This is a genomic window from Pseudomonas fluorescens (genome assembly GCF_902497625.1).
GTDB classification, from domain to species: Bacteria; Pseudomonadota; Gammaproteobacteria; order Pseudomonadales; family Pseudomonadaceae; genus Aquipseudomonas; species Aquipseudomonas fluorescens_BQ.
Genome location: NZ_CABVGX010000001.1, coordinates 148,905 through 172,750, shown reverse-complemented (window position 1 = coordinate 172,750; position 23,846 = coordinate 148,905). Strand labels below are relative to the sequence as shown.

The 23,846-nt window shown below is 59.1% G+C and carries 22 protein-coding genes; 19 read left to right on the top strand and 3 right to left on the bottom strand.

Annotated features, from left to right (window positions below; translation table 11 throughout):
- Positions 1-7: 7 nt before the first annotated feature.
- The 5 genes from F8N12_RS00840 (at position 8) to F8N12_RS00820 (ending at position 3,890) form a co-directional block, all read left to right on the top strand.
- Entirely contained in the window at positions 8-493 is a 486-nt protein-coding gene (locus F8N12_RS00840) for a flavin reductase family protein (protein WP_150578697.1), read from the top strand.
- Between the two features lie 132 nt (positions 494-625).
- On the top strand, positions 626-2,101 hold the full coding sequence (locus tag F8N12_RS00835) for an NAD-dependent succinate-semialdehyde dehydrogenase (RefSeq protein ID WP_150578696.1): 1,476 nt from the start codon (positions 626-628) through the stop codon (positions 2,099-2,101).
- On the top strand, positions 2,098-2,487 hold the full coding sequence (locus F8N12_RS00830) for a carboxymuconolactone decarboxylase family protein (RefSeq protein WP_150578695.1): 390 nt from the start codon (positions 2,098-2,100) through the stop codon (positions 2,485-2,487). Before F8N12_RS00835 ends, F8N12_RS00830 begins: the two co-directional genes overlap by 4 nt.
- 84 nt (positions 2,488-2,571) lie before the next feature.
- Complete coding sequence (locus tag F8N12_RS00825; RefSeq protein WP_150578694.1) at positions 2,572-3,324, top strand: GntR family transcriptional regulator; 753 nt, start codon at positions 2,572-2,574, stop codon at positions 3,322-3,324.
- Between the two features lie 2 nt (positions 3,325-3,326).
- On the top strand, positions 3,327-3,890 hold the full coding sequence (locus F8N12_RS00820) for an NUDIX hydrolase (RefSeq protein ID WP_150578693.1): 564 nt from the start codon (positions 3,327-3,329) through the stop codon (positions 3,888-3,890).
- Between the two features lie 108 nt (positions 3,891-3,998).
- On the opposite strand, the gene F8N12_RS00815 is transcribed toward F8N12_RS00820, so the two are convergent.
- On the bottom strand, positions 3,999-4,295 hold the full coding sequence (locus tag F8N12_RS00815) for a DUF1330 domain-containing protein (RefSeq protein ID WP_150578692.1): 297 nt from the start codon (positions 4,293-4,295) through the stop codon (positions 3,999-4,001).
- Between the two features lie 71 nt (positions 4,296-4,366).
- On the opposite strand from F8N12_RS00815, the gene ribBA reads away from it, so the two are divergent.
- The 6 genes from ribBA to F8N12_RS00785 all read left to right on the top strand — a co-directional run bounded on the left by ribBA (position 4,367) and on the right by F8N12_RS00785 (position 11,514).
- A complete protein-coding gene (gene ribBA / locus F8N12_RS00810; RefSeq protein ID WP_150578691.1) occupies positions 4,367-5,476 on the top strand; it encodes a bifunctional 3,4-dihydroxy-2-butanone-4-phosphate synthase/GTP cyclohydrolase II in 1,110 nt (369 codons plus the stop codon).
- A 283-nt stretch (positions 5,477-5,759) separates the two neighbouring features.
- Entirely contained in the window at positions 5,760-6,785 is a 1,026-nt protein-coding gene (locus F8N12_RS00805; RefSeq protein WP_150578690.1) for an ABC transporter substrate-binding protein, read from the top strand.
- Positions 6,782-7,726: an ABC transporter permease gene (locus F8N12_RS00800; RefSeq protein ID WP_191623087.1), complete on the top strand. Its 945-nt coding sequence runs from the start codon at positions 6,782-6,784 to the stop codon at positions 7,724-7,726. The genes F8N12_RS00805 and F8N12_RS00800 overlap by 4 nt, the downstream gene beginning before the upstream one ends.
- Before the next feature lie 6 nt (positions 7,727-7,732).
- Complete coding sequence (locus F8N12_RS00795) at positions 7,733-8,542, top strand: ABC transporter permease (protein ID WP_150578688.1); 810 nt, start codon at positions 7,733-7,735, stop codon at positions 8,540-8,542.
- 16 nt (positions 8,543-8,558) lie between these two features.
- A complete protein-coding gene (locus tag F8N12_RS00790; protein WP_150578687.1) occupies positions 8,559-9,713 on the top strand; it encodes an ABC transporter ATP-binding protein in 1,155 nt (384 codons plus the stop codon).
- A 652-nt stretch (positions 9,714-10,365) separates the two neighbouring features.
- Entirely contained in the window at positions 10,366-11,514 is a 1,149-nt protein-coding gene (locus F8N12_RS00785; RefSeq protein WP_150578686.1) for a hypothetical protein, read from the top strand.
- Positions 11,515-11,566: 52 nt separating this feature from the next.
- Here the strand turns inward: F8N12_RS00785 and F8N12_RS00780 are convergent, their stop codons facing one another.
- Positions 11,567-12,973, bottom strand: a complete 1,407-nt coding sequence (locus F8N12_RS00780) for a purine-cytosine permease family protein (RefSeq protein ID WP_150578685.1) — start codon at positions 12,971-12,973, stop codon at positions 11,567-11,569.
- Positions 12,974-13,292: 319 nt separating this feature from the next.
- Between F8N12_RS00780 and F8N12_RS00775 the strand changes: the two genes are divergently transcribed.
- From F8N12_RS00775 to F8N12_RS00745, 7 genes are all read left to right on the top strand, one after another.
- Positions 13,293-13,778: a flavin reductase family protein gene (locus tag F8N12_RS00775; RefSeq protein WP_150578684.1), complete on the top strand. Its 486-nt coding sequence runs from the start codon at positions 13,293-13,295 to the stop codon at positions 13,776-13,778.
- A 104-nt stretch (positions 13,779-13,882) separates the two neighbouring features.
- The gene (locus tag F8N12_RS00770) at positions 13,883-14,926 is read left to right on the top strand and encodes an LLM class flavin-dependent oxidoreductase (RefSeq protein ID WP_150578683.1); all 1,044 of its coding nucleotides are present in this window, start codon (positions 13,883-13,885) and stop codon (positions 14,924-14,926) included.
- A 308-nt stretch (positions 14,927-15,234) separates the two neighbouring features.
- The gene (locus F8N12_RS00765; protein ID WP_150578682.1) at positions 15,235-15,675 is read left to right on the top strand and encodes a hypothetical protein; all 441 of its coding nucleotides are present in this window, start codon (positions 15,235-15,237) and stop codon (positions 15,673-15,675) included.
- 345 nt (positions 15,676-16,020) lie between these two features.
- On the top strand, positions 16,021-17,010 hold the full coding sequence (locus tag F8N12_RS00760; protein ID WP_150578681.1) for an MBL fold metallo-hydrolase: 990 nt from the start codon (positions 16,021-16,023) through the stop codon (positions 17,008-17,010).
- A 254-nt stretch (positions 17,011-17,264) separates the two neighbouring features.
- On the top strand, positions 17,265-17,777 hold the full coding sequence (locus tag F8N12_RS00755) for an RNA polymerase sigma factor (RefSeq protein ID WP_150578680.1): 513 nt from the start codon (positions 17,265-17,267) through the stop codon (positions 17,775-17,777).
- Positions 17,774-18,697, top strand: coding sequence for a FecR family protein (locus tag F8N12_RS00750; protein ID WP_150578679.1), 924 nt, complete (start codon positions 17,774-17,776; stop codon positions 18,695-18,697). The genes F8N12_RS00755 and F8N12_RS00750 overlap by 4 nt, the downstream gene beginning before the upstream one ends.
- Before the next feature lie 90 nt (positions 18,698-18,787).
- Positions 18,788-21,238: a TonB-dependent siderophore receptor gene (locus F8N12_RS00745; RefSeq protein ID WP_150578678.1), complete on the top strand. Its 2,451-nt coding sequence runs from the start codon at positions 18,788-18,790 to the stop codon at positions 21,236-21,238.
- Positions 21,239-21,400: 162 nt separating this feature from the next.
- On the opposite strand, the gene F8N12_RS00740 is transcribed toward F8N12_RS00745, so the two are convergent.
- Positions 21,401-22,300: a LysR family transcriptional regulator gene (locus F8N12_RS00740; protein WP_150578677.1), complete on the bottom strand. Its 900-nt coding sequence runs from the start codon at positions 22,298-22,300 to the stop codon at positions 21,401-21,403.
- 94 nt (positions 22,301-22,394) lie between these two features.
- Here F8N12_RS00740 and F8N12_RS00735 point away from each other — a divergent pair, with 94 nt between their 5' ends.
- On the top strand, positions 22,395-23,837 hold the full coding sequence (locus F8N12_RS00735) for an aldehyde dehydrogenase family protein (RefSeq protein ID WP_150578676.1): 1,443 nt from the start codon (positions 22,395-22,397) through the stop codon (positions 23,835-23,837).
- Positions 23,838-23,846 lie beyond the last annotated feature (9 nt).

Here is a 23,846-nt window from a genome sequence, read left to right as displayed (position 1 = left end):
TTCTGAAATGATCGAACCCGGCATTTACAAAGACGTCATGAGCTCTTTCCCGTCAGGGGTAACGGTAGTTACCACACTCGATCCGGAAGGCGGCATCGTCGGCATCACGGCCAGCGCCTTCAGTGCGCTGTCGATCGACCCCGCGCTGGTGTTGTTCTGCCCTAACTACGCCTCGGACACCTATCCGGTGTTGCGCGACAGCAAGCAGTTTGCGATTCACCTGCTGTCCGCCGACCAGACAGCCGAAGCCTATGCATTCGCCAGTAAAGGCAAGGATAAAGCCAAAGCGATCGAGTGGCACCTGAGCGAGCTGGGCAACCCGTTGCTGGCCAAGGCGACGGCGATCATCGAGTGCGAACTGTGGCGCGAATACGACGGTGGTGATCACGCGATCATTGTCGGCGCAGTGAAAAACCTGATTCTGCCCGCGCAACCGGTGACGCCGATGATCTATCACAAAGGCAAGCTGGGCGCCCTGCCCGTCCTGACCTGACCAACCCAAAAACTGTAGGAGCGAGCCTGCTCGCGATGCGGTGCACCCGTCATGATTGATGCTGAATGTACCCCAGCCATCGCGAGCAGGCTCGCTCCCACAGGTGATCTACCTAAAACTCCAGGAGCCAGCATGAGTCCAGCAGCCTCACTATTGTTCCGCCAACAGGCCTACATCAACGGCCAGTGGCTCGATGGCGCCGATGGCGCCAGTCAGGAAATCTTCAATCCGGCGAATGGCGAAGTCATCGGACGGGTGCCAAACCTTGGCGCGAAGGAAGCAAAACAAGCCATCGCGGCCGCTGACAAAGCATGGCCAGCGTGGCGCGCATTGACCGCCAAGGAACGCAGCCAGATTCTCAAACGCTGGCATGCACTGATGCTCGACAATGCCGATGCGCTGGCAGAAATCCTCACCCTGGAACAAGGCAAGCCACTGGCAGAAGCCAAGGGCGAAATTCTCTACGCCGCGAGCTTCATCGAGTGGTTCGCCGAAGAGGCCAAGCGCATCTACGGCGACACCATACCGAGCCACAAGGGCGATGCCCGCATTGTCGTCAGCAAGGAGCCTATCGGCGTCGTTGCGGCCATTACACCGTGGAATTTCCCGGCGGCGATGATCACGCGCAAGGCCGGCCCGGCGCTGGCCGCGGGCTGCCCGTGCATTGTCAAACCCGCGCCCGAAACGCCGTTCTCGGCGCTGGCCATGGCTGCTCTGGCCGAACAGGCCGGGATACCGCCGGGTATTTTCAACGTTATCACAGGCGATGCCATCGTCATCGGCGCAGAGCTGACGTCCAGTGCGCTGGTACGCAAACTGTCGTTCACCGGGTCCACGGCGATCGGCAAGTTGCTCATGGCGCAGTGCGCACCAACCCTGAAAAAAGTCTCGCTGGAACTCGGTGGCAATGCGCCCTTTATCGTCTTTGATGACGCCAATCTGGAGCGCGCCGTCGAAGGTGCGATGATCGCCAAATTCCGCAACGCCGGGCAGACATGCGTTTGCGTCAATCGCTTTCTGGTACAGGCGGGCATTCACGATGCGTTCGTAGCGCGACTGGCGCAACGGGTGGCGGAACTCAAGGTTGGCAGCGGGTTCGAGCAAGGCATCAATCAGGGTCCGCTGATCAACGAACGCGCCGTGGCCAAAGTCGAGGACCACGTGCAGGATGCCTTGAGCCAGGGCGCACAATTGCTTTGCGGTGGCGAGCGCCACGCGTTGGGCCACGGGTTCTTTCAGCCGACCGTCCTGGCGGGCGTAACCCTGGCGATGAAAGTGGCCAGGGATGAAACCTTCGGTCCACTCGCCGCTGTGTTCCGCTTCGACTCCGAAGCCGAGGCGGTACAGATGGCCAACGACACCGAATTCGGCCTTGCCGCTTATTGCTACACCCGTGATCTGGGCCGTGCCTGGCGCATGAGTGAGGCACTCGAATACGGCATGGTCGGCATTAACGAAGGGCTGATTTCCACTGAAGTCGCACCGTTCGGCGGGATCAAGTCCTCGGGTCTGGGCCGGGAAGGCTCCAAGTACGGCATCGAAGATTATCTGGAATTGAAATATACCCTGATGGGTGGGCTCGACGACTTCGGGAGCACGCCGCGATGAGCACCGACAAGTATGAAAAAGGCTTGCAGATCCGCACGCAGGTGTTGGGCGAAGCCTATGTTAAGCGCTCGATAGAGAACGCCGACGACTTCACCCGCCCGCTGCAGGAAATGGTCACCGAATACTGCTGGGGGCATGTCTGGGGCCGGGAGGGTTTGTCGCTTAAAGAGCGCAGCATGATAAACTTGGCCATGATTTCGGCCCTCAACCGGCCGCACGAACTCAAGCTGCATGTACGTGGTGCCTTGCGTAACGGGCTGAGTCGTGAACAAATACGCGAAATTCTGCTTCAGGTCGGTATTTATTGCGGCGTTCCCGCGGCCGTCGACAGCTTCCGGCTCGCCCGTGAAGCGTTCGCCGAAGCCGATGCCGAGGCCTCCAGTTAACCCTTGGTTGTTGATGACTGAACACGCTGATCCACGGATCGAAGTGCTCTTTTTGCATGGACAGCCACACTCAGAGCGGACCCCATGAAACGCCTGCCACTCGACGACAGCTTCAAGGTCAATCGCAATCCCGTTACCCTGCGCGAAATCGTGCTGGACAAGCTGCGCACCGCCATCATGAACTTCCAGCTGTTGCCGGGAGACCGTCTGGTTGAACGCGATCTGTGCGATCGGCTTGGCGTCAGTCGCACGTCGGTTCGCGAAGCGTTGCGTCACCTGGAGTCCGAAGGTCTGGTGGAATTCGCCGATGCCAAGGGCCCGCGTGTGGCGATCATTACCCTGGCCGATGCCGTCGACATCTACGAGCTGCGGTGCGTCCTCGAAGGATTGATCGTTCAGCTGTTCACCCTGCGCGCCAAGGCCAAGGACATCAAGGCCTTGGAAAAAGCCCTTGCAGAAAACCGCAAGGCGCTCAAAGAAGGTGAACTGCAACAGGTTATCGATTCGGTACAAGGTTTTTACGACGTCTTGCTCGAAGGCTCGGGCAACCATGTTGCGGCCACCCAATTGCGTCAGCTGCAGGCACGCATCAGCTATCTGCGAGCGACTTCGGTGTCCCAGGAAAATCGCCGCGGCGCCAGTAACCAGGAAATGGAACGCATGGTCGAAGCGATCAAGGGCGGTGATCCTCTGGCCGCGCACCAGGCGTGCGTCGATCACGTACGGGCTGCCGCTGCCGTCGCCCTCGATTACCTCAAGCGCAAGCAGGAAGAGACCGGCGAACTCCCGCTGATCACCCTGCCCATCGCTCTCAAAGAACCGCGCATAGGTCGCTAATCATGTTCAGCCCGAGCTTTTGTCCAAAGTGTGGCGGCGCTGACCTCAATCAGCAGTTGCCACCGGGCGATACGCACGAGCGACTGATGTGTCGAGGCTGCGGCTACATCCATTACATCAATCCGAAAATCATTGCCGGCTGCATCATCGAGCAGGACGGCAAATACCTGCTCTGCCAGCGTGCGATCCCACCGCGTCCCGGCACCTGGACGCTGCCGGCAGGCTTCATGGAAGGCGGTGAAACCACCGAGCAGGCGGCCTTGCGTGAAGTGTGGGAAGAAAGCGGTGTCCGCGCGGAAATACTTTCGCCCTACTCCATTTTCAGCGTGCCGAAGATCAGTGAGGTGTACATCATCTTCCGCGCCATTGCGCTGGAGATCACCGGGCAATACGGGCCTGAGACGCTCGATTATAAATTCTTCGCGCCCGAGGAGATTCCTTGGGAGAGCATTTACTACCCGGCGATCCGGCAGATTCTTGAGCGGTATATCGAGGAGCGACAGGCCGGGGTGTACGGGATTTATATCGGCAATGATGACACCGGCAAAATTCACTTCATCCGCTGACAGCAACGCCCCCCGGAGCTGCCGCAGGTTGCGATCTTCGCTTGACCTCCAGCAGCTTTCAGTATGCCCAGGATCAAAAGATCGCAGCCTGCGGCAGCTTCTACAGGGTTACGCCGGGGCAATTCCTTCGACGATGATCACCTCGGCCCGCGCTACACCTTCGCGATACCCCCGCGCCTCCTGATATTCCTCTGACCGATAGCACGCCACAGCCTGCTCGTACGAATCGAACTCGATGACCACGCTACGCTGCGGCGTCGGCCGGCCTTCCATCGCCTCGCTGCGCCCGCCCCGAGCCAACATCCGTCCGCCGTACAACGCAAAAGCAGCAGGCGCCCGTTGCGTGTATTGGCTGTATTGATCGGCATCCGCAACATCGACATGAGCAATCCAGTACGCCTTCATAGTGACCTCTCGGTTATTTTTGTATTATGGTATACCACATAATATCCCCGTCACACACTGAGAATCCGCACATGGCCTTCAACAGTATCCAGGAAATAATCGAAGATTATCGTCAAGGCAAAATGGTCCTGCTCGTTGATGACGAAGATCGAGAAAACGAAGGCGACCTGCTGCTGGCTGCCGACTGCTGCAGTGCGCAAGCCATCAGTTTCATGGCCCGCGAGGCGCGCGGTTTGATCTGCCTGACCCTGACCGATGAGCATTGCCAGCGTCTTGGCCTGGAACAGATGGTGCCGAGCAATGGCAGCGTGTTCAGCACTGCGTTCACCGTGTCGATCGAAGCGGCGGTGGGTGTCACCACCGGCATTTCTGCTGCCGACCGGGCGCGCACCGTGGCGGCCGCTGTTGCCACCGGGGCCGGCCCTGCGGATATCGTGCAACCGGGTCACATCTTCCCTCTGCGGGCCAAGGAAGGTGGCGTGTTGACCCGTGCCGGACACACCGAGGCGGGTTGCGATCTGGCCCGTCTGGCAGGATTCACCCCCGCTTCGGTAATCGTCGAAGTGATGAATGACGACGGCACAATGGCCCGCCGCCCCGACCTGGAAATCTTCGCGCGCAAGCACGGCATCAAGATCGGCACTATTGCCGACCTGATCCATTATCGCCTGAGCACCGAGCACACCGTCGCACGTATTGGCGAGCGCGATTTGCCCACGGTGCATGGCACCTTTCGTCTGGTGACCTTTGAGGATCGCATCGAAGGCGGCGTCCACATGGCTATGGTGATGGGTGAGCTGCGCCGCGATGAACCGACGCTGGTGCGCGTGCATGTCATTGATCCACTGCGCGATCTGGTGGGTGCCGAATACAGTGGGCCATCGAACTGGACATTGTGGGCCGCACTCCAGCGGGTCGCAGAAGAAGGCCGCGGCGTGGTGGTGGTTCTCGCCAATCACGAATCCTCGCAGGCCTTGCTGGAACGAATCCCGCAACTGACCCAGCCACCGCGTCAATTCAGCCGTTCGCAGTCACGGATCTATTCTGAAGTAGGCACCGGCGCGCAAATTCTGCAAGACCTGGGCGTCGGCAAACTGCGCCATCTGGGCCCTCCGCTGAAATATGCGGGCTTGACGGGCTACGACCTGGAAGTGGTGGAGAGCATCCCGTTCACCGGGTGAGTTCACGCCGCACCACAAGCATACGGCTTGCCTGTGATAGCGCTTTCTGGATCCACAGTGCAAGCAAGCCTTGTTCTCGAGAACGGGCTCTTCACCAAATCTTCAGCACTGAAAACCCTGATTTGGCAGATAGCCGGTAAAGCGAAACCCTTGCACAAAGTTTGGAATACCATAATATGATATTCCATAGACCGGACTACCCTAACAGGCCAGACGGACCTACTGCTCCCGATAGGCGGGCACTCCAAGCCCCGCTCATAAACACAACAATGAGGGCGTAAAAATGGTGTTCAACAAACGTGCTACAGCGATTATTTTTGCGGGACTGCTCAGCGTGACCAGCCAGGCGTTGATGGCTGCCGAAAGTGTGAACTTCGTCAGTTGGGGCGGCAGCACCCAGGATGCGCAGAAGCAGGCCTGGGCAGACCCGTTCAGCAAAGCCAGCGGCATCACCGTGGTGCAGGACGGCCCAACCGACTACGGCAAACTCAAAGCTATGGTCGAGAGCGGCAACGTGCAGTGGGACGTGGTCGATGTCGAAGCCGATTTCGCCCTGCGCGCCGCCGCTGAAGGCCTGCTCGAGCCGCTCGATTTCTCGGTGATCCAGCGCGACAAGATCGACCCGCGCTTTGTCACCGATCACGGCGTCGGCTCATTCTTTTTCTCCTTCGTGCTCGGCTACAACGAGGGCAAGCTCGGCGCCAAGAAGCCTGAAGACTGGTCCGCGCTGTTCGACAGCAAAACCTACCCCGGCAAACGCGCGCTTTACAAATGGCCAAGCCCGGGCGTACTCGAACTGGCGCTGCTGGCCGATGGCGTTGCCGCTGACAAGCTCTATCCGCTGGACCTGGACCGCGCCTTCAAAAAACTCGACACCATCAAGAAAGACATCGTCTGGTGGGGCGGTGGTGCCCAGTCGCAGCAGCTGCTCGCCTCGGGTGAAGTCAGCATGGGCCAGTTCTGGAACGGCCGAATCCACGCGCTGCAAGAGGACGGAGCCCCGGTTGGCGTGAGCTGGAAACAGAACCTGGTCATGGCCGACATTCTGGTCATTCCCAAAGGCTCGAAAAACAAAGCAGCCGCAATGAAGTTTCTGGCCAACGCGAGCAGCGCCAAAGGGCAAGCCGACTTCTCCAACCTGACCGCGTACGCCCCGGTTAACGTCGACAGTGTCGCCCGCCTCGATTCAGTGCTGGCGCCTAATCTTCCGACCGCTTACGCCAAGGACCAAATCACTCTCGACTTCGCGTACTGGGCCAAGAACGGTCCGGCCATCGCGACACGGTGGAACGAATGGCTGGTCAAATGAAAGTGACGGCAACTACGTCCCGTCAGACCACGCCGACCGGGGGCGCCGCAAGCGCTGCCGGGGCGGTTCCTGGTCTGGTAGCCGAAAGCGCCCGGTCGCCTTCGCTGGTCCAACGCTGGCGTGGCGCAAGCAACCTGATTCCCGCCCTGCTGTTCCTCGGCCTGTTCTTTCTGGCGCCATTGATCGGCCTGTTGCTGCGCGGGGTGCTCGAGCCCGTTCCGGGGCTGGGCAATTATGAACAACTGTTCGCCAACTCGGCGTACGCGCGGGTCTTGCTCAATACCTTTTCGGTGGCGGGCCTGGTGACGCTGTTCAGTCTGCTGCTGGGCTTTCCGCTGGCCTGGGCGATTACGCTGGTGCCGCGCGGCTGGGGCCGCTGGATCCTCAGCATCGTGCTGTTGTCGATGTGGACCAGCCTTCTCGCTCGCACCTACTCCTGGCTGGTATTGCTGCAAGCCTCCGGAGTGATCAACAAGGCCCTGATGGCGATGGGCATTATCGATCAACCGCTGGAAATGGTGCACAACCTGACCGGCGTGGTGATCGGCATGAGCTACATCATGATCCCCTTCATCGTGCTGCCTTTGCAGGCGACCATGCAGGCCATCGATCCGATGATCCTGCAAGCAGGCTCGATCTGTGGTGCCAGCCCGTGGACCAATTTCTTCCGGGTGTTCCTGCCACTGTGCCGGCCGGGACTGTTCTCCGGAGGCTTGATGGTGTTCGTGATGTCGCTCGGTTACTACGTCACCCCCGCCTTGCTCGGTGGTGCGCAGAACATGATGCTGCCCGAGTTCATCATTCAGCAGGTGCAGTCGTTCCTCAACTGGGGGCTGGCGAGCGCTGGTGCCGCGTTGCTGATCGTGATCACGCTGGTGCTGTTCTACTTCTACCTGAAGCTTCAGCCGGAATCTCCGGTTGGCGCCAGTAACGCGAGGTAAGCCGTCATGCTCCTGACCCCTAATGCCATGAGCCCCCGGATGCGTTTCGGCCTGTACTTCACGACGGGGCTGATCGCCCTGTTCCTGCTGTTGCCGATCGTCTTCATCGTGCTGCTTTCGTTCGGTTCTTCGCAGTGGCTGGTCTTCCCGCCACCGGGCTGGACGCTTAAATGGTACGGCCAGTTCTTCTCTAATCCGGACTGGATGAACGCCGCGATAGCCAGCCTCAAGGTCGCCGTGCTGACCACGTTCTTCGCCGTGGCGCTGGGCCTGCCTACCGCTTTCGCGCTGGTGCGGGGGCGCTTTCCCGGCCGGGAAATGCTCTACGGCCTGTTCACCCTGCCGATGATCGTGCCGCTGGTGATCATCGCGGTCGCCGTGTACGCGCTGTTTCTTAAACTGGGCTACACCGGGACGATGTTTGCCTTTGTGGTCAGCCACGTCATCGTCGCGCTGCCGTTCACCATCATCTCGATCATCAACTCGCTGAAGCTGTTCGATCAATCGATCGAGGATGCCGCGGTAATCTGTGGCGCCTCACGCTTGCAAGCGGTGTTCAAGGTGACGTTTCCGGCAATTCGTCCAGGCATGGTTGCAGGTGCACTGTTTGCATTTCTGGTCTCGTGGGACGAGGTGGTGCTGAGCGTGATGATGGCCAGCCCTACCCTGCAAACCTTGCCCGTAAAAATGTGGACGACTTTGCGCCAGGACCTGACGCCCGTGATCGCCGTCGCCTCGACGCTGCTGATCGGCCTCTCGGTATTGGTCATGGTCATCGCCGCCGCCGTTCGCCGGCGCAACCCAATCAGCGCTTGAGCGCCAGGAGTACGATATGAGTGCCGTCATCAAAGACCCCGCGCAGCACACCGACAAACCCTTGGTAAGTTTGCGCAATCTGAACAAGTACTACGGTGATTTTGCCGCCGTGGACGACATTTCGCTGGACATCAAGGACGGTGAATTCCTCACCTTCCTCGGCTCCAGCGGTTCGGGCAAAAGCACCACCCTGTCGATGCTCGCCGGGTTTGAAACCCCAAGCAGCGGCGAGATCCTGGTCAACGGCCAGTCGCTGGTCAACGTGCCACCGCACAAGCGCGACATCGGTATGGTGTTCCAGCGCTACTCGCTGTTCCCTCACCTGTCGGTGCGCGACAACATCGCCTTCCCACTGGCGATTCGCAAACTGGCCAGCGCCGAGCGCGAACGTCGGGTCGACGCCATGCTCAAGCTGGTCCAGCTTGAGCAGTTTGCTCATCGGCGCCCTTCGCAATTGTCCGGCGGCCAACAACAGCGCGTCGCCATCGCGCGAGCGCTGGTCTACGAACCACGCATTCTGCTGATGGACGAACCGCTCGGCGCGCTGGATAAAAAACTGCGTGAAGACCTGCAGGACGAACTTCGTCAGCTGCATCGACGTCTGGGCATCACCATTGTTTACGTGACCCACGATCAGGAAGAAGCCATGCGTTTGTCGCAACGGATCGCGATTTTCAGCCATGGCAAGATCGTCGGCCTGGGCAGCGGCTTTGACCTGTACCAGAATCCGCCGAATGCGTTTGTGGCGTCGTTCCTGGGCAACTCGAATTTCCTCAAGCTCAAGGCTCAGGGTAATGCCGCCGCGACCTTCGAAGACCAGTCGCTGTCGATTCGTCTGACCTCGGGGCTGCAGACCGGTCAGGATGTCTTGCTGATGGTTCGGCCGGAAAAAGCCTTGGCATTAAGTGTTGACCAGGCCGCCCAGGAGCCGCTGGCTGCGGGCTGGAACGAAGTCTCGGCCATCGTGGGTGAAGTGTTGTTCCTCGGTGAAAGCCAGACTTGCACCGTCATGACCTCGGGCGGCACCTCGATGACGGTGAAGGCGCTGTCCGCGGCCGGCATGCCGTTGAAGACCGGCGACCCGGTGCTCGTGCGTTGGGCCACGGCAGATGCGTGTGTGTATACCGAGTGGGCCGAGAGCGATTTAAACAAGGCGGCCGGGGCGCACTGACTGGCTGATGTGCGAGATGCAAGCGTCACCCTCGGGGTCGCCGCAACGTCGGGTTGCGGTGGCCCTTTTTTTTGCTGTTTTCAGGAGTGTGTGCATCCGTTGGCTAACCCGGTATCCATACCGGCCAATGGATCTATTAAGTCGAACACCAACCCCACAACGCCCACCCACTCCACTGTAGGAGCTGTCGAGTGCAACGAGGCTGCGATCTTTTGATCTTGCACTTGAATTACCGGGGGCCGGACGGAGTAGGCATTTCTTAGCGACTCGCTGCAAAGCCGAACCAACATCAGCCATCACCGCAGCTACAAATATATACACCTCAAACCATCATCGCCCGATATGCCGCCATCGCGAGCAAGCTCGGCTTCCACAAGGGAACGTGTTCGGTTTGCGGGCGAAACCACGATCATCTACCGCATAAATAATGTGCTTTGCAAATATTCGCGCTTGCTAGCACGGCCATTCTGCCGACAACCTTTGAGGCTAAGATAAATGAAACCTCCTGCTATATATGTAGGATGAGTCTGTAGCCACACTCCGAAAATTATGAGTTTCTCAGTTTTATCTTTTTTCAGCCTTTCAGCCTCGCTAGGTTAATCGATGGCATTTCTTCAATCGAAGCCCATTGATACTTATAGAGGACTCTTCAATGCAACCACACAAAAAATACCTCACAGAGGCTGCCACCCATGAAGCTCTAATGCTTCAGGACCTCACCGAGAAAAGCTCTCCGGATCACTCCATCCGAGTTCTGATGAATGAAATACTCTCCGGGCTCTGCGTTAAGGGTTGGCCGCAGGCCACAATCCACACCGGGCCGAGGATTGTTTCGGCGCAGGACAACTACGGATTGCTGGGATATGACCCCGCTGAAATAACCCTCGGCAGTGAACACACCCGTTGGGTCGACGACGATTCGTTATTGCGCACACAGATGACCAGCCAGATTCCGACAGCTATCCAGCACGCTGCGGTTAACCGGCGCCCAGGCGAGATGATATTGCTGGCAGCACCCGGCATCACCTTCCGCCGCGATAGTCGCGATCGCTGGCACTGCGCAGAACCGCATCAAATGGATGTCTGGGTGCTCGGTGATCCCGAATTGTCGACGCACGCGCACCTGTTACGTTTGGTCAGCGATATCCTGACATCCGCTATCCCTGGCAGGTCTTGGGTCCACAGCCCAAATGCCCACCACTACACCGAAGGAGGCATCGAGGTAAACGTGCTGAATGATGGGCATCCCGTCGAAGTGCTGGAGTGCGGACGCATTGCGGCGTCACTGCTGAATCGGTTGCAGATAGATCCGTTGCAACACGGGGGACTGGCGCTCGGCATGGGGCTGGATCGCCTGACCATGTTGCGCAAAGGCATGCCCGACATTCGTCTGCTACGGGATCAGAACCCACGTGTACAGGCGCAACTGCATGATCTGGAACCCTGGAAGGCTGTATCGCGCCTGCCCTCGATCACTCGTGATATTTCCTTGGCGGTCACACCCGGACTAAGCGAGGAAGTGCTGACAGAGCGCATGCTTCAAGCTGCTGGCGACTGCGCTGACTGGATCGAAGAAATGCAGGTCAAAGGTCGTTGGGAGCTGTCCGACTTACCCGTGCAGGCAATCGAACGCCTCGGCCTTTTACCCGGCCAGGAAAACGTGCTTCTACGTGTTGTACTGCGTGACTGCTCGCGGTCTATCACCACCGCTGAAGCGAACACCCTCTATGCCAGGATCCAGTCGGCATTGCATGAGGGTGCACCAGGCGCCGGCTACAGAATGGACTCGGCTAACGCTTGAAATCTCCCCCGTTGCCGGGTTTCGGCCAGGCAACGAGAAATAACACGAGTCCTCAATCGCTATACCCCAACCGCGCCGCCTCACGCACCTGTGCCTGCCCGCGCGTCGCCAGGCAGTAATACAACGGACAGGTCACCACCAATCCCACCAGCCAGGATAAATCCGCCCCTTCAACAAGATTGGCGTACGGGCCGACGTACAACGAGGTATTGGCAAACGGCAACTGAACAATGATCCCGATGAAATACGCGACGATTGCATGCACATTGAAGCGCCCGTAAATCCCGCCGTCCGCACGGAAGATGGAGGCGATGTCGTAGCTGCCGCGCTTGATCAGGTAAAAATCGATCAGGTTGATCGAAGCCCATGGCACCAGCACCAGCAGCAACGCCAGAATCAGCCCGATGAATTGCGAGATGAAATCCGCCGAGGCGCCCAGCGCGACCAGGCAGCAACCCGCCAGCACCACACTCGAGAGCACGACGCGCACCTTGACGCTCGGCGTCCATTGACTGGCGAAAGTCTGGATCGAGGTAATGATCGAGAGCACCGCGCCGTACAGGTTCAGGGCATTGTGGCTGATGATGTTGAGCAAGAATAACACCATCAGAATCGGTCCCAGCCACCCGGTTGATTGCTTCACTGCGTCCATTGCTTCGGTGCCTTCAGGGGTGGCCAACACGGCGACCGCGCCGAAGGTGAAGGACAAAATCGTGCCCAGCGTGGCGCCCAGGTAAGTGGCCCAGAACGGCTTGGCAATGCCGATGTCCGCCGGCAGGTAACGCGAGTAGTCAGACACGTAAGGCGAGAAGCTGATCTGCCAGATGATCCCCAGCGACACAGTCGCGAGCCAGCCGGACAGGTTGAAGTCACCACGGGTGAAAAAATCGGCGGGCAGTTCATTGGCGAAGATGTAGATGAAACCGGCGAGCAAGGCGCTGCCCATCACCCAGGTACCGATCCGGTTGAGCGTGTGAATGAAGCGGTAGCCGATGATCCCGATTGCGGTGGCGCTGAGCGCGCCGATGATGATGCTCGCCGGGACGGGCACCGAAGGCGCCAGCCCGACAATCGATTTGCCAGCCAGCACTATGTTGGAAATGAAGAAACCGACGTAGATCAGTGCGGCAAAGAACACGATCAGCAGTGCGCCGTAGCGACCGAACTGACCTCGGCTCTGGACCATTTGCGGGATGCCCATTCGCGGCCCTTGAGCCGACGCGAGTGCAATCACCAGCCCGCCGATCATGTGCCCAAGTGCAATCGCCAACAGCCCCCAAAGCAGATCCAGGTGGAACACTTGAACCACCATGGCACCGGTAACGATGGGCAGTGGCGCAATGTTGGTGCTGAACCACAGAGTAAACAGATCGCGGGCCTTCCCGTGGCGCTCAGCGAGTGGGACGTAGTCGACCGTATGATTCTCGATCAACGGATCTTGCCGGGTCATCTGGGGCATAGGAATGAACTCGAGTTTGTCTGATCTTATATTTGTATGAAGCCAAACCGGGGGAGCGCTTTTGGCTGCCCCTCAGATGCGAGCCATATTATGGTATTCCAAGTATTTCACAAGACTGATGCGCTTTTTAAATGAACAGCTGATCCACATTTTCAACGCAAATCCCTGCTAATTTCGGAGGTAAATCCCAGTATTTACTGGGCTAAACCTGATAACGTCACGTTTATCGGAGGATTGAATCAGCCCTTGCAAAACACGTATTACGGTATACCATCAGACCTACAAATCTCAAAAAAAGCCTATACTTGAGGACAGTCCGATGATCGATGCCACTCTCTACAAACAAGTCATGGGATCCTTCCCGTCCGGCGTGACCGTCATCACCACACTGGATGACGATGGCCAAATTGTCGGGCTCACCGCCAGTGCTTTCAGCTCACTCTCGATCGATCCGGCGCTGGTACTGTTCTGCCCCAACTACAGTTCTGATTCCTATCCGGTACTGATCAAACACAAACGCTTTGCCATCCACTTTTTGTCCGGCGGCCAGCAAAGCGAAGCCTACGCCTTCGCATGCAAGGGCAAGGACAAAGCGCAAGGCATCGAATGGACGTTGAGCGAGTTGGGCAATCCGATTCTGGCCAATGCAACGGCCGTCATCGAATGTGAATTGTGGCGTGAATACGAGGGCGGCGATCACGCCATCATGGTTGGCGCGGTCAAGAACCTGATCGTGCCTCAGCACAACGCGGGGCCATTGGTGTACTGCAACGGCAAGATGGGCGCATTACCCGCGCTGGCATGAGAAATCGCCCCTAAAAATTTGGAGCGCTTCTCGTATTATGGTATACCAGAATTAACAGGCCTTCAGTCGATCGGCCGTCAACAAGAGTTCAGAGGCAACGCGTCATGAAATTTTCCCTGTTCGTGCACATGGAACGCTGGGACGAAAGTGTCAGCCATCGTCAGTTATTCGAAGATCTGACCGAACTGACGCTAATGGCTGAGGCCGGCGGTTTCAGCACCGTATGGATCGGCGAGCACCACGCCATGGAATACACCATTTCGCCGAGCCCGATGCCTCTGCTGGCATATCTGGCGGCCAGGACCACCACTATTCACCTGGGCGCCGGCACCATCATCGCGCCGTTCTGGCATCCGCTGCGCGTAGCCGGTGAATGTGCGTTGCTGGACGTCATCAGCAACGGGCGGATGGAAGTCGGACTAGCGCGCGGCGCCTATCAAGTGGAATTCGACCGCATGGCCGGTGGTATGCCTGCCTCTTCCGGCGGTCAGGCGCTGCGGGAAATGGTTCCGGTAGTGCGCGCACTGTGGAAAGGCGATTACGCCCACGACGGCGACATCTGGAAATTCCCCACTTCCACCAGCGTGCCCAAGCCGATCCAGCAGCCCAACCCGCCAATGTGGATTGCCGCGCGCGACCCCGACTCCCACAACTTCGCAGTCGCCAACGGCTGCAACGTGATGGTCACGCCGCTGATGAAGGGCGATGAAGAAGTGCTGGATCTGAAAAACAAGTTTCAGGCAGCCCTGGACAACAATCCGGATGTGCCGCGTCCGCAGCTGATGGTACTGCGTCACACTCACGTGCACGGCGTGGACGATCCCGACGGTTGGAAAATCGGCGCCAAGGCAATCTCCAGGTTCTATCGCACTTTTGATGCCTGGTTCGGCAACAAGACCACGCCGGTCAACGGTTTCCTGGAGCCAAGCCCTGAGGAGAAATTCGCCGAGCGTCCGGAGTTCAGCCTCGACAGCCTGCACAAGACCGCCATGATCGGCACCCCGGAAGAAATCATTCCGCGCATCAGGTACTACCAGGAACTGGGCGTCGACGAGTTCAGCTTCTGGTGTGATAACAGCTTGCCCCATGCGGAAAAGAAAAAATCCCTGGAGCTGTTCATCAAGCACGTGGTACCGGCGTTTCGTTAAGTCAGCTACCCAGCCTTCCGGTCGCCAGACCGGGGGGCTGATTGACTTTGCAAGAGCGCAAATTTTGAGTTCATCCTTCACCTCCCTCCTGCAATGCGCACCTGGCCGACCTATCGGCAAGGGCCGTTCGAAGCTGTCGATCATCCTGCGGACTTCCCCGTGCGTTCCTCGCGAAACGTGCGATGTGCTTGCTATCCCCTCACATCGCTGTCGTCGATAGTCACCATCAGCCCAATGAAGTTCTCAAAAAAACCGAGCGGCGTAACACTAGACCCATACCCACTTACAACGCTTCGGAGTACACAGACATGAAAAGCCAACTCTTCCTCAGCATTGCTTTCTCGGTACTGGCAGCCAACGCGTTCGCCGCTACTTCCCATAACGCTATCGCCGAAGGCGGTTCTGATCGCCTGATCGAAAGCCGCATCGCCGCTGACGGTTCCGACCGCCTCAAAGGCAACCAGATCGCTGCCGACGGTTCCGATCGCCTCAAAGGCAACCAGGTCGCTGCCGACGGTTCCGATCGCCTCAAAGGCAACCAGGTCGCTGCCGACGGTTCCGATCGCCTCAAAGGCAACCAGGTCGCTGCCGACGGTTCCGATCGCCTCAAAGGCAACCAGGTCGCCGCTGACGGTTCCGATCGCCTGCAACAGAATCGTGTAGCGCTGAGCCCGGCCAATGCGGTGATTGATGGTGTGCTGGTTGCGGATGTCCGCGCAGAGTTCGGTTCGAAGTACCAGCGTTACTGATCCGCCGCAGCGAATCAGTTCCCCCCAAAAGCCCGGTCAACCCGGGCTTTTTGCTGTCTGCGATTTGAGCATCGGTCCAGAGAGTGACGAGGCGACGACAGCCTGTCGCGCCAAATTCCGCTCAGGCCGTCCGGGACGATAATTCACCAGGTGGTAAATCGTCCCCTTCGCTTGGCGCACTGCTGAGACCAGAAATCCCCCATGCGACCCGGCGGTTTTGTATACCTGAGTATGGTATCGGACGCGATTGGCCACGATGCACACTGAGGCTCCGGGCGATCCGTCGCTCCGCTCCGGCGGAGCAGCGTTCGCTTGAATTGTCTACCAGACTACAGGAGAGCAACCATGGCACAACAACTGAACTCCCCCGTCCAACAGGATGGCTCACACCCCGACAGTAACGCTCGGCAAGCTTCGATCAGCAGCTTGCTGAATGCCTCTCGCCCCGCCAGCTCGGGCTATGAAGAGCTGGTCCCGTCACGTTATGCGCTAAACATTGGCGATATTGATGTACTGGTCATCAGTGACGGCGTACTGCCACTGCCGACCGCGACCATGTCCACCAATGTCGACCCGGCCGTCAGCGCCGAGTGGTTCAAAGACATGTTTCTGGGGCCGGACGCGTTCGACTGGGCGCTGAATGTTCTGGTGGTGCGAAGCCGTGAGCAGATCATCCTGGTCGATGCCGGCTTGGGCGGACAATTCCCCGGCTTCCCGCGTGCCGGGCAGTTCCCGAAGCGCCTCGCGTCTGCAGGCATAGACCTGGCAGCGGTGACCGACATCGTCATCACCCACATGCACATGGACCACATCGGCGGCCTGCTTGTTGACGAGGTGAAAAACAGCCTGCGCCCGGACGTGCGTATTCATGTGGCGGCGATCGAAGTGGACTTCTGGGCAGCACCCGATTTCACTCATACGGACATGCCGTCGCCAGTGCCAGACGTACTGCGCTCAACTGCCCAGCAGTTCATCAACGAGTACCGCGACAAGGTCCGTACATTCGATGACGAATACGAAGTCGCGCCGGGTGTGGTGGTCAAGCGCACCGGCGGCCATACGCCGGGGCACAGCGTGGTTCACGTGCGTTCCGCTGGCGAGCGACTGACGTTTGCCGGCGACGCGTTATTCCCGGTCGCGTTCGATCACCCGGACTGGCACAACGGTTTCGAGCATGACCCGGAAGAAGCGGTCCGCGTGCGAGTCAACATGATGCGTGAAGCCGCCGAGACCGGCGAATACCTGGTTGCCACGCACTTGCCGTTTCCGTCGGTGGGTCGAGTAGCGATCAACGGTGACGCTTTCCGCTGGATCGCCGCATTCTGGGATCATTGACAACTGAGCTTCAACGCCTGTCCGGCCGGCGCCTGGAGCGGCGACTGGACAGGCCCCCAGCCCGGCATCAGCGCTGACTCCCTCCCGCACTCAACCCCCTGCAATAATCGCGAATAATAATTCTTCCCATTTGCACTCGGTCTTCAAAGCTTTTATTCTCCTGCCTCAGCGGCGCGCGCTCCCCGACAAGTGCGCCGCGGGCTGACACCTGTTGCCAACAGGTCAGCATGGTGCTGGCGGCAGGACTGGACACAATGAACTGGAACGGTATCAACCTCAGGTGGGCCTACACGGATCTGCTGCTCAGCCTGAGCCGGCAAACCCGCTGCGTGCACGTTGCCTACGATATCCTCCACGACGCATTCATCCGCTACATGCTGGCCAGCCAACGCATCAATATCGATCAACCCAACGCCTACCTGCGCCGCGTCGCGCATTCAGTATTGATTGACCATTACCGCCACGCCGCGCGCTATGTCCCGCTGACTGATGAGATCCGGCTGGGCATTCAACCGGACAACCCGAGCGCCGACTTCGCCCCCTCCGCCGAGCACCTGGCCGACATGCAGCAGCGCCTTGAAGCCTTGCAGCGCATCCTTGATTGCTTGCCCGCGCGCTGCCGGGAAGTGTTCTGGCTGGCGCGCATCGAAGGTCATCTGCAGGCTCAGATCGCGACCATGCTGGGGATCAGCCTGAATATGGTCGAGCGGCATTTGATGCGTGCCTTGCTGGATCTGCGCGCGGCGCGGGAAGCGCTTTGCCCATGAGTTCACCGCGCGAAGAGGCCGCTGCCTGGTTCGTCCGCTTGTTGGAGATGGATGACGATCATCAGGACCGTGCCCGGTTCAACCACTGGTTGCGTGCCGACCCTCGGCATCAGGTCGAATACCAGGCGTTTGCCGAGCTGTGGGGTGACTTTGCTTCAACCCGCAAGACAGAAGCCCTGGCGCAGCAGATGGAACAAAACAACGGTCGGCGGCGGTTCCTGCGCAATGGCATGTTGGGGCTGGCCGGGTTGCTGGTCGGCGGACTGTCGTGGCGTCTCTGGACGACGAGCGGTGTTTACGAACAGCTTTTACAAACTGCCAAAGGTCAACGCCAGCAGTATCGACTACCCGACGGTTCGCAACTCTCGCTGGGCGCCGACACGCGCATGCTGGTGCGGTTTGACAGCCAGCAACGCCTGCTCTTGCTGTTGCAGGGCGAAGTGATTTTCGATGTCGCCCACGACGTCGAACGCCCCTTTGTTATTGACGCCGGACTGGCGCGAGTAACGGTGCTGGGCACACGCTTCGTGGTCAATCGTCTGCAAGACAGGCTTCGGATCAGCCTTGAACGTGGCCAGGTACAGGTCGACAGCGACGCCACCCGCTTGCACATGCATCCGGGCGATGTGGCGCAGGTCATTCGCGGCGAGCCCCTCAAGCGTTTGCCTTTACCGGCAGATAACGCCTTCGCCTTCGAAAGCGGGCGACTGGTTTTTACCCAGGCGGATCTCACGGAAATCGCGGACAGCCTTTCACGCTATCGAGAACGCCCGGTGATCACACTGCCCGGGAGGAAGTCGCCGTTGATTAGCGCCGTCGTGCAGCTCGCCGACATCGACAGCTTCCTGGCCGCGTTACCGGCCGTGGCGCCGGTTCAGGTCACACAGCTTGATGGCAGCACTCAGTTGCGGGCGCGTTGATGACGCCTCTGAAAAGAATGTGCGCGACGACATCAGGGTTTTGCCAGCTGCCGCGTCATTAGGTATCTGCTCCCTAAAACGAGAAAACCCATGCATCGTCATTCCTTGAGTTCACTGGTGGTTGCCCTGTCACTGGCGCTGACCGGGCACGCATTGGCGGCACCCATTGCCTTCGATTTACCCTCGCAGTCGTTGGCAACGTCGCTGCGGCAATTGGGCGAACGCGCAGGGCTGACGATTGCAGTGGACGACGGCATCGTCGCCCAACGCAACGCGCCTGCCCTCAAAGGTACGCTTGAACCTCTTGATGCGCTGCAACGCTTGCTCGACGGTAGCGATCTGACTTACCAGCAGCGAGGCTCGACGCTGGTGATTTCGCAACGCGACGACATGGTGATCGAGCTCGGCAGCACACGTATTGAAGGCCAAGGCATGGGCCAGGCGACGGAAAACTCGGGGTCTTACACCACCGGCCTGACCAGCGTCGGCTCGAAGACGCCGGCCAGTCTGCGGCAGACGCCACAGTCGATTTCCATCATCAGCGAGCAGTTGATGGACGATCAGCAAATGACCGACATCAACGATGCGATGCGGGCAACGCCGGGCATTTCCGTGCAGAGCAATACCTATCGCACCTTCGACATTCTGTCGCGCGGCTTCACCATTCAGAACTTCCAGCTCGATGGTGCGGCGCCCATGGCCCAAGGCAGTTCGCTGGGCAGTTTCTATTCATCCAACGTCTACGATCTGGCGGAATTCGATCACATAGAAGTACTGCGCGGCACCGCGGCGTTATTCGGTGGCACGGGCGACCCAGGTGGCCTGGTGAACATGGTGCGCAAGCGCCCGATGGACACGTTTCAGTTGAAGTTCAGCGCCTCGGCCGGCAGCTGGGACAACTACCGCCAGGAGCTGGACGTCACCGGGCCGATTGCTTTCGACGGCAAACTGCGCGGGCGGATGGTCGTGGCCAATACCGATCGCCAGTACTTTGTTGATAACCGCAGCACCGAAAAACCGTTCGTGTACGGCGTACTGGAGGCCGACATCACTGACGATACGATGCTCACCGCCGGCATCCGCTACAACAAATCCCATGAAAACGGTACGCAGAGTTCAGTGCCGCGTTACCTCGACGGCTCCGACATCGGCCTGCCCCGGCGCACCGGCATGAGTGAAAACTGGGCCTACACCGATGCCACCGGCCGCGAGGTGTTTGCCAAGATCGACCATCAGCTGTCCGAGGACTGGAAGCTCAACGTGTCGTACACCGACCTGTGGGATGTCGGTTATTTCAAAACTACCACGGCCAATGGCGTGGGCATCAACCCGGCCACCGGCACTGGCCTGACCTGGTTCGGCAGCTCGAGCAAACAGGAAAATCAGCAGCGCATGCTCGACACCAACCTGTCCGGCACCTTCCAGATGTTCGGCCTGCAGCACAATCTGGTGGTAGGCGCCGACTACCAGGAAATCACCAGCCGCTGGCTGGGCACCGGTCGCTATCCATCGGCGGGTGGCCCTTTGAGCCCGTTTGACCCGGACAGCACGCCTTTTCCGGAACCCGCCAACGATCGCAATTACACCCGCGACTACAACCCCAACGACCAGAAGCAATACGGTCTGTACGGCAGTTTGCGTCTGCAACTCGCCGATCCGTTGCACCTGATCCTCGGCGCACGGGTGCAGCGCTATAAATTCGAACAGACTTACCAGACCCGTGTCGGCACTACCTGGACCACGCAGTCGAACATCGACATGCGTGAGCCGACTAAAGTCACGCCCTATGGCGGTCTGGTCTACGACTTGAACGATGAGTGGTCGGTCTACGGCAGTTACTCGGAAACTTACAAACCCCAGGTCAACCTGCTGCAAGGTCCCCTGCCCGGCTCGCCGATGGATGCGATGGAAGGCAAGACCTATGAAACCGGTTTGAAAGGCGAGCTGTTCAGCGGTGCGCTCAATACCAATATCGCGCTGTATTACACCAAGCGCGAGAACCAGGGCGTGCGCGATCCGGGCTACCCGACCAACGACTTTGCGTTCTCCGGCAGCTGCTGCTGGCTGGACCAGGGCGAAGTGATCAGCAAAGGGATCGACATGGAAATTTCCGGCGAAATCATGCCCGACTGGATGCTGATGGCCGGCTACACCTACAACAACAACCGTAACCGCAATGCCAAGGCACCGATCAGCACGCAAACGCCCAAACACCTGTTCAAGATGTTCTCGACGTATCGCCTGCCGGGCATGTGGTCGGACTTCAAGGTAGGCGGCGGCGTCAACCTGCAAAGCTCGAACTACTTCAGCGGCACGGTCACCGCCAACGGCGTCAGCAATGCCTACGACTTCAGCCAGGCGGGCTACGCGGTGTGGAACGCCTTGGCAGAATACCGGGTGGACGAGCACTGGACGGTTACCTACAACGCCAACAACGTTTTCGACAAAACCTACTACGCCACGGTGGGGTCGACGTCTGCCACCAACTGGTACGGCGAACCCCGCAACCACATGCTGACCTTGCGCGGCACGTTCTGGTGATCTTCAGAAAACCCGCCCCACATCGATCACATTATTTTCACATGCGCCGGCGTACGGTGTACCCAGCTCCTTTGTGATTACCAGCCCGCACCCCCCATCGCGGGCTTTTTTTTGCCTGCGATAAAGTGCGGGGAAGCGGTCTCCTCAAACAAATATCGCCACTCAGCGCAATTGTTGCTGTTCGGGCGAGGTGTTCGCCTGCAGGAACGTCATCAACGCGCCCGCCGCTGGCGACAGACTTCTCCCCCTGCGCGTGAGCATACCGATCTGGCGTTCAACCTTTGGTTCGGCCAGCGGCAGGAAGGCGAGCTTTTCGTTTTCCTGCGGGAAAGCCAGGTACGGCAAGGTGCTGATTCCGACGCCCTCCTCCAGCATCGCAATCAACGAGATCATGTTGGAAATAAATAAACGACTGTGTTCCAGCAAACACTCTGCATCGGTACCTTCCAACAGACGCGAAGTGCCGTTGCGGATCATCGGCAAACCTTGCAAATGGGACCAGTGCAAGCTTCCTGCCGTTTGCAGCAAAGGATGATCGGCGCGACACACCACGCCCACCTGGTCGTGCAACATCGGCTCAAACTCGACCTGCTCGTCGGCCACCCACATGCTGCTGATTGCGAAGTCCACCTGGCCCTGGACCAACAACTGATGAACGCTGTCGGCCGTGCCGTCCTGGATGCTGATCTGCACGTTCGGATGCTCGACCACGAAACGTCCCAGCGGACCCGGCAGCAAGCGGCTGGCCACTGAAGGCACAGTGGCAATGCTGACTTGGCCGATCTCGTGCTGCACTAATAAGGTTACCTCCCGGGCAATGCGATCGTGATGCTCGATCAAGCCATGAAACAGCGGCAGACAGTGCTCGCCGAAAGGCGTCAGTTCGACCCGACCACCATTTTTCTCGATCAAGGCCTGACCCAATTTGTGTTCCAGCTCGCGCACGGCCAGGGACATGGCCGGCTGAGTGCGGTAAGCCTGGCGTGCGGCCCCATGGAAGCTCTTGAGTTCAGCCACCAAAAGAAAGTAGCGCAGCTGGGCGATTTTCAGCTCGGGCAGCATGGTTAGTATTCCTTATCGATTCATATTTTTTATTAATTTTTATTTCGTCCATATTGCTCGCAAGATGAAAGCCACGCAAACGGAGGCTTTCTCAATGTCACTCACTCCCTACAAAAACTACATCAACGGACAATGGTGCGAAGGCCACACCACGCTGAGCAATCACAGTCCGTCCGACAACCGCGACGTGATCGGTGAATACCATCAGGCCAGCGAAGAACAAACTCGCTCAGCCATTCAGGCCGCCCGCACCGCGCAGCCATTGTGGGCTGCCGTCGGCCTGGAGGCGCGCCAAGCGCTGCTGATGGCCATCGGCGACGAGCTGATCGGCCGCAAGGAAGAGCTGGGGCAGTTGCTGTCCCGTGAAGAAGGCAAGCCGCTGGCCGAGGGCATCGGCGAGGTCAATCGCAGCGGCCAGTTTTTCCATTACTACGCCGCCGAAGTCTTGCGCCAGATTGGCGAGACTGCCGCTTCAGTGCGCCCCGGCATTGATATTGAAGTGCACCGCGAACCAGTCGGTGTGGTGGGCGTCATTACCCCGTGGAATTTTCCCATGGCCACTGCCGCGTGGAAGATCGCCCCGGCCCTGGCTTTCGGCAATGCCGTCGTGCTCAAACCGGCCAACCTGGTGCCGGCGAGTGCTTGGGCGCTGACCGAAATCATCAGTCGCCAAGGTCTGCCGCCTGGCACTTTCAACCTGGTCATGGGCAGTGGCGCCAGCGTCGGCGAAACGCTGGTGCAGTCTGCGGACATTGATGCGCTGACCTTCACCGGCTCGCTCACCACCGGTCGCCGCGTCGCAGTGGCAACTGCCGGCAACCTGGTACGTTGTCAGCTTGAGATGGGCAGCAAAAATGCTTTGGTGGTGATGGACGACGCCGACCTCGACGTGGCAGTGGAGTGCGCCTTGAACGGGGCCTTTTTCGGCACCGGACAGAAATGCACAGCGTCTTCGCGACTGATTGTTTGCGACGCCATCCACGACCGCTTCGTCGAGGCCCTCCGCGGGCGCATGCGCCAACTTAAAGTCGGCCACGCCTTGGAGGCCGGCGTGCAGATCGGGCCGGTGGCCGAGGCCCGACAACTGGAGCAGAACCTCGAATACCTGCGCATGGCTCAGACCGAAGGCGCGACCCTGATCGAAGGCGGCGAGCGCCTGCAACTGGATACCGACGGGTATTTCATGCGTCCAGCCCTGTTCATCAACACACGTAATGACATGCGCATTAACCGCGAAGAAGTGTTTGGGCCGATCGCCTGCGTCATCCGGGTGCGCGATTTCAACGAGGCGTTGGCGACGCTCAACGACACTCAATACGGCCTGACCGCCGGCATCATCACCCAATCGTTGCGCCATGCCGCCGAGTTCAAGCGCCGCGCGCAAACGGGCTGCGTGATGGTCAATCTGCCGACCGCAGGCACCGACTACCACGTGCCGTTCGGCGGTCGCAAAGCATCGAGCTTCGGGCCACGCGAACAGGGGCAATACGCCCGTGATTTCTACACCGTGGTCAAAACCACTTACGTTCGGCCCTGATGGAGCATC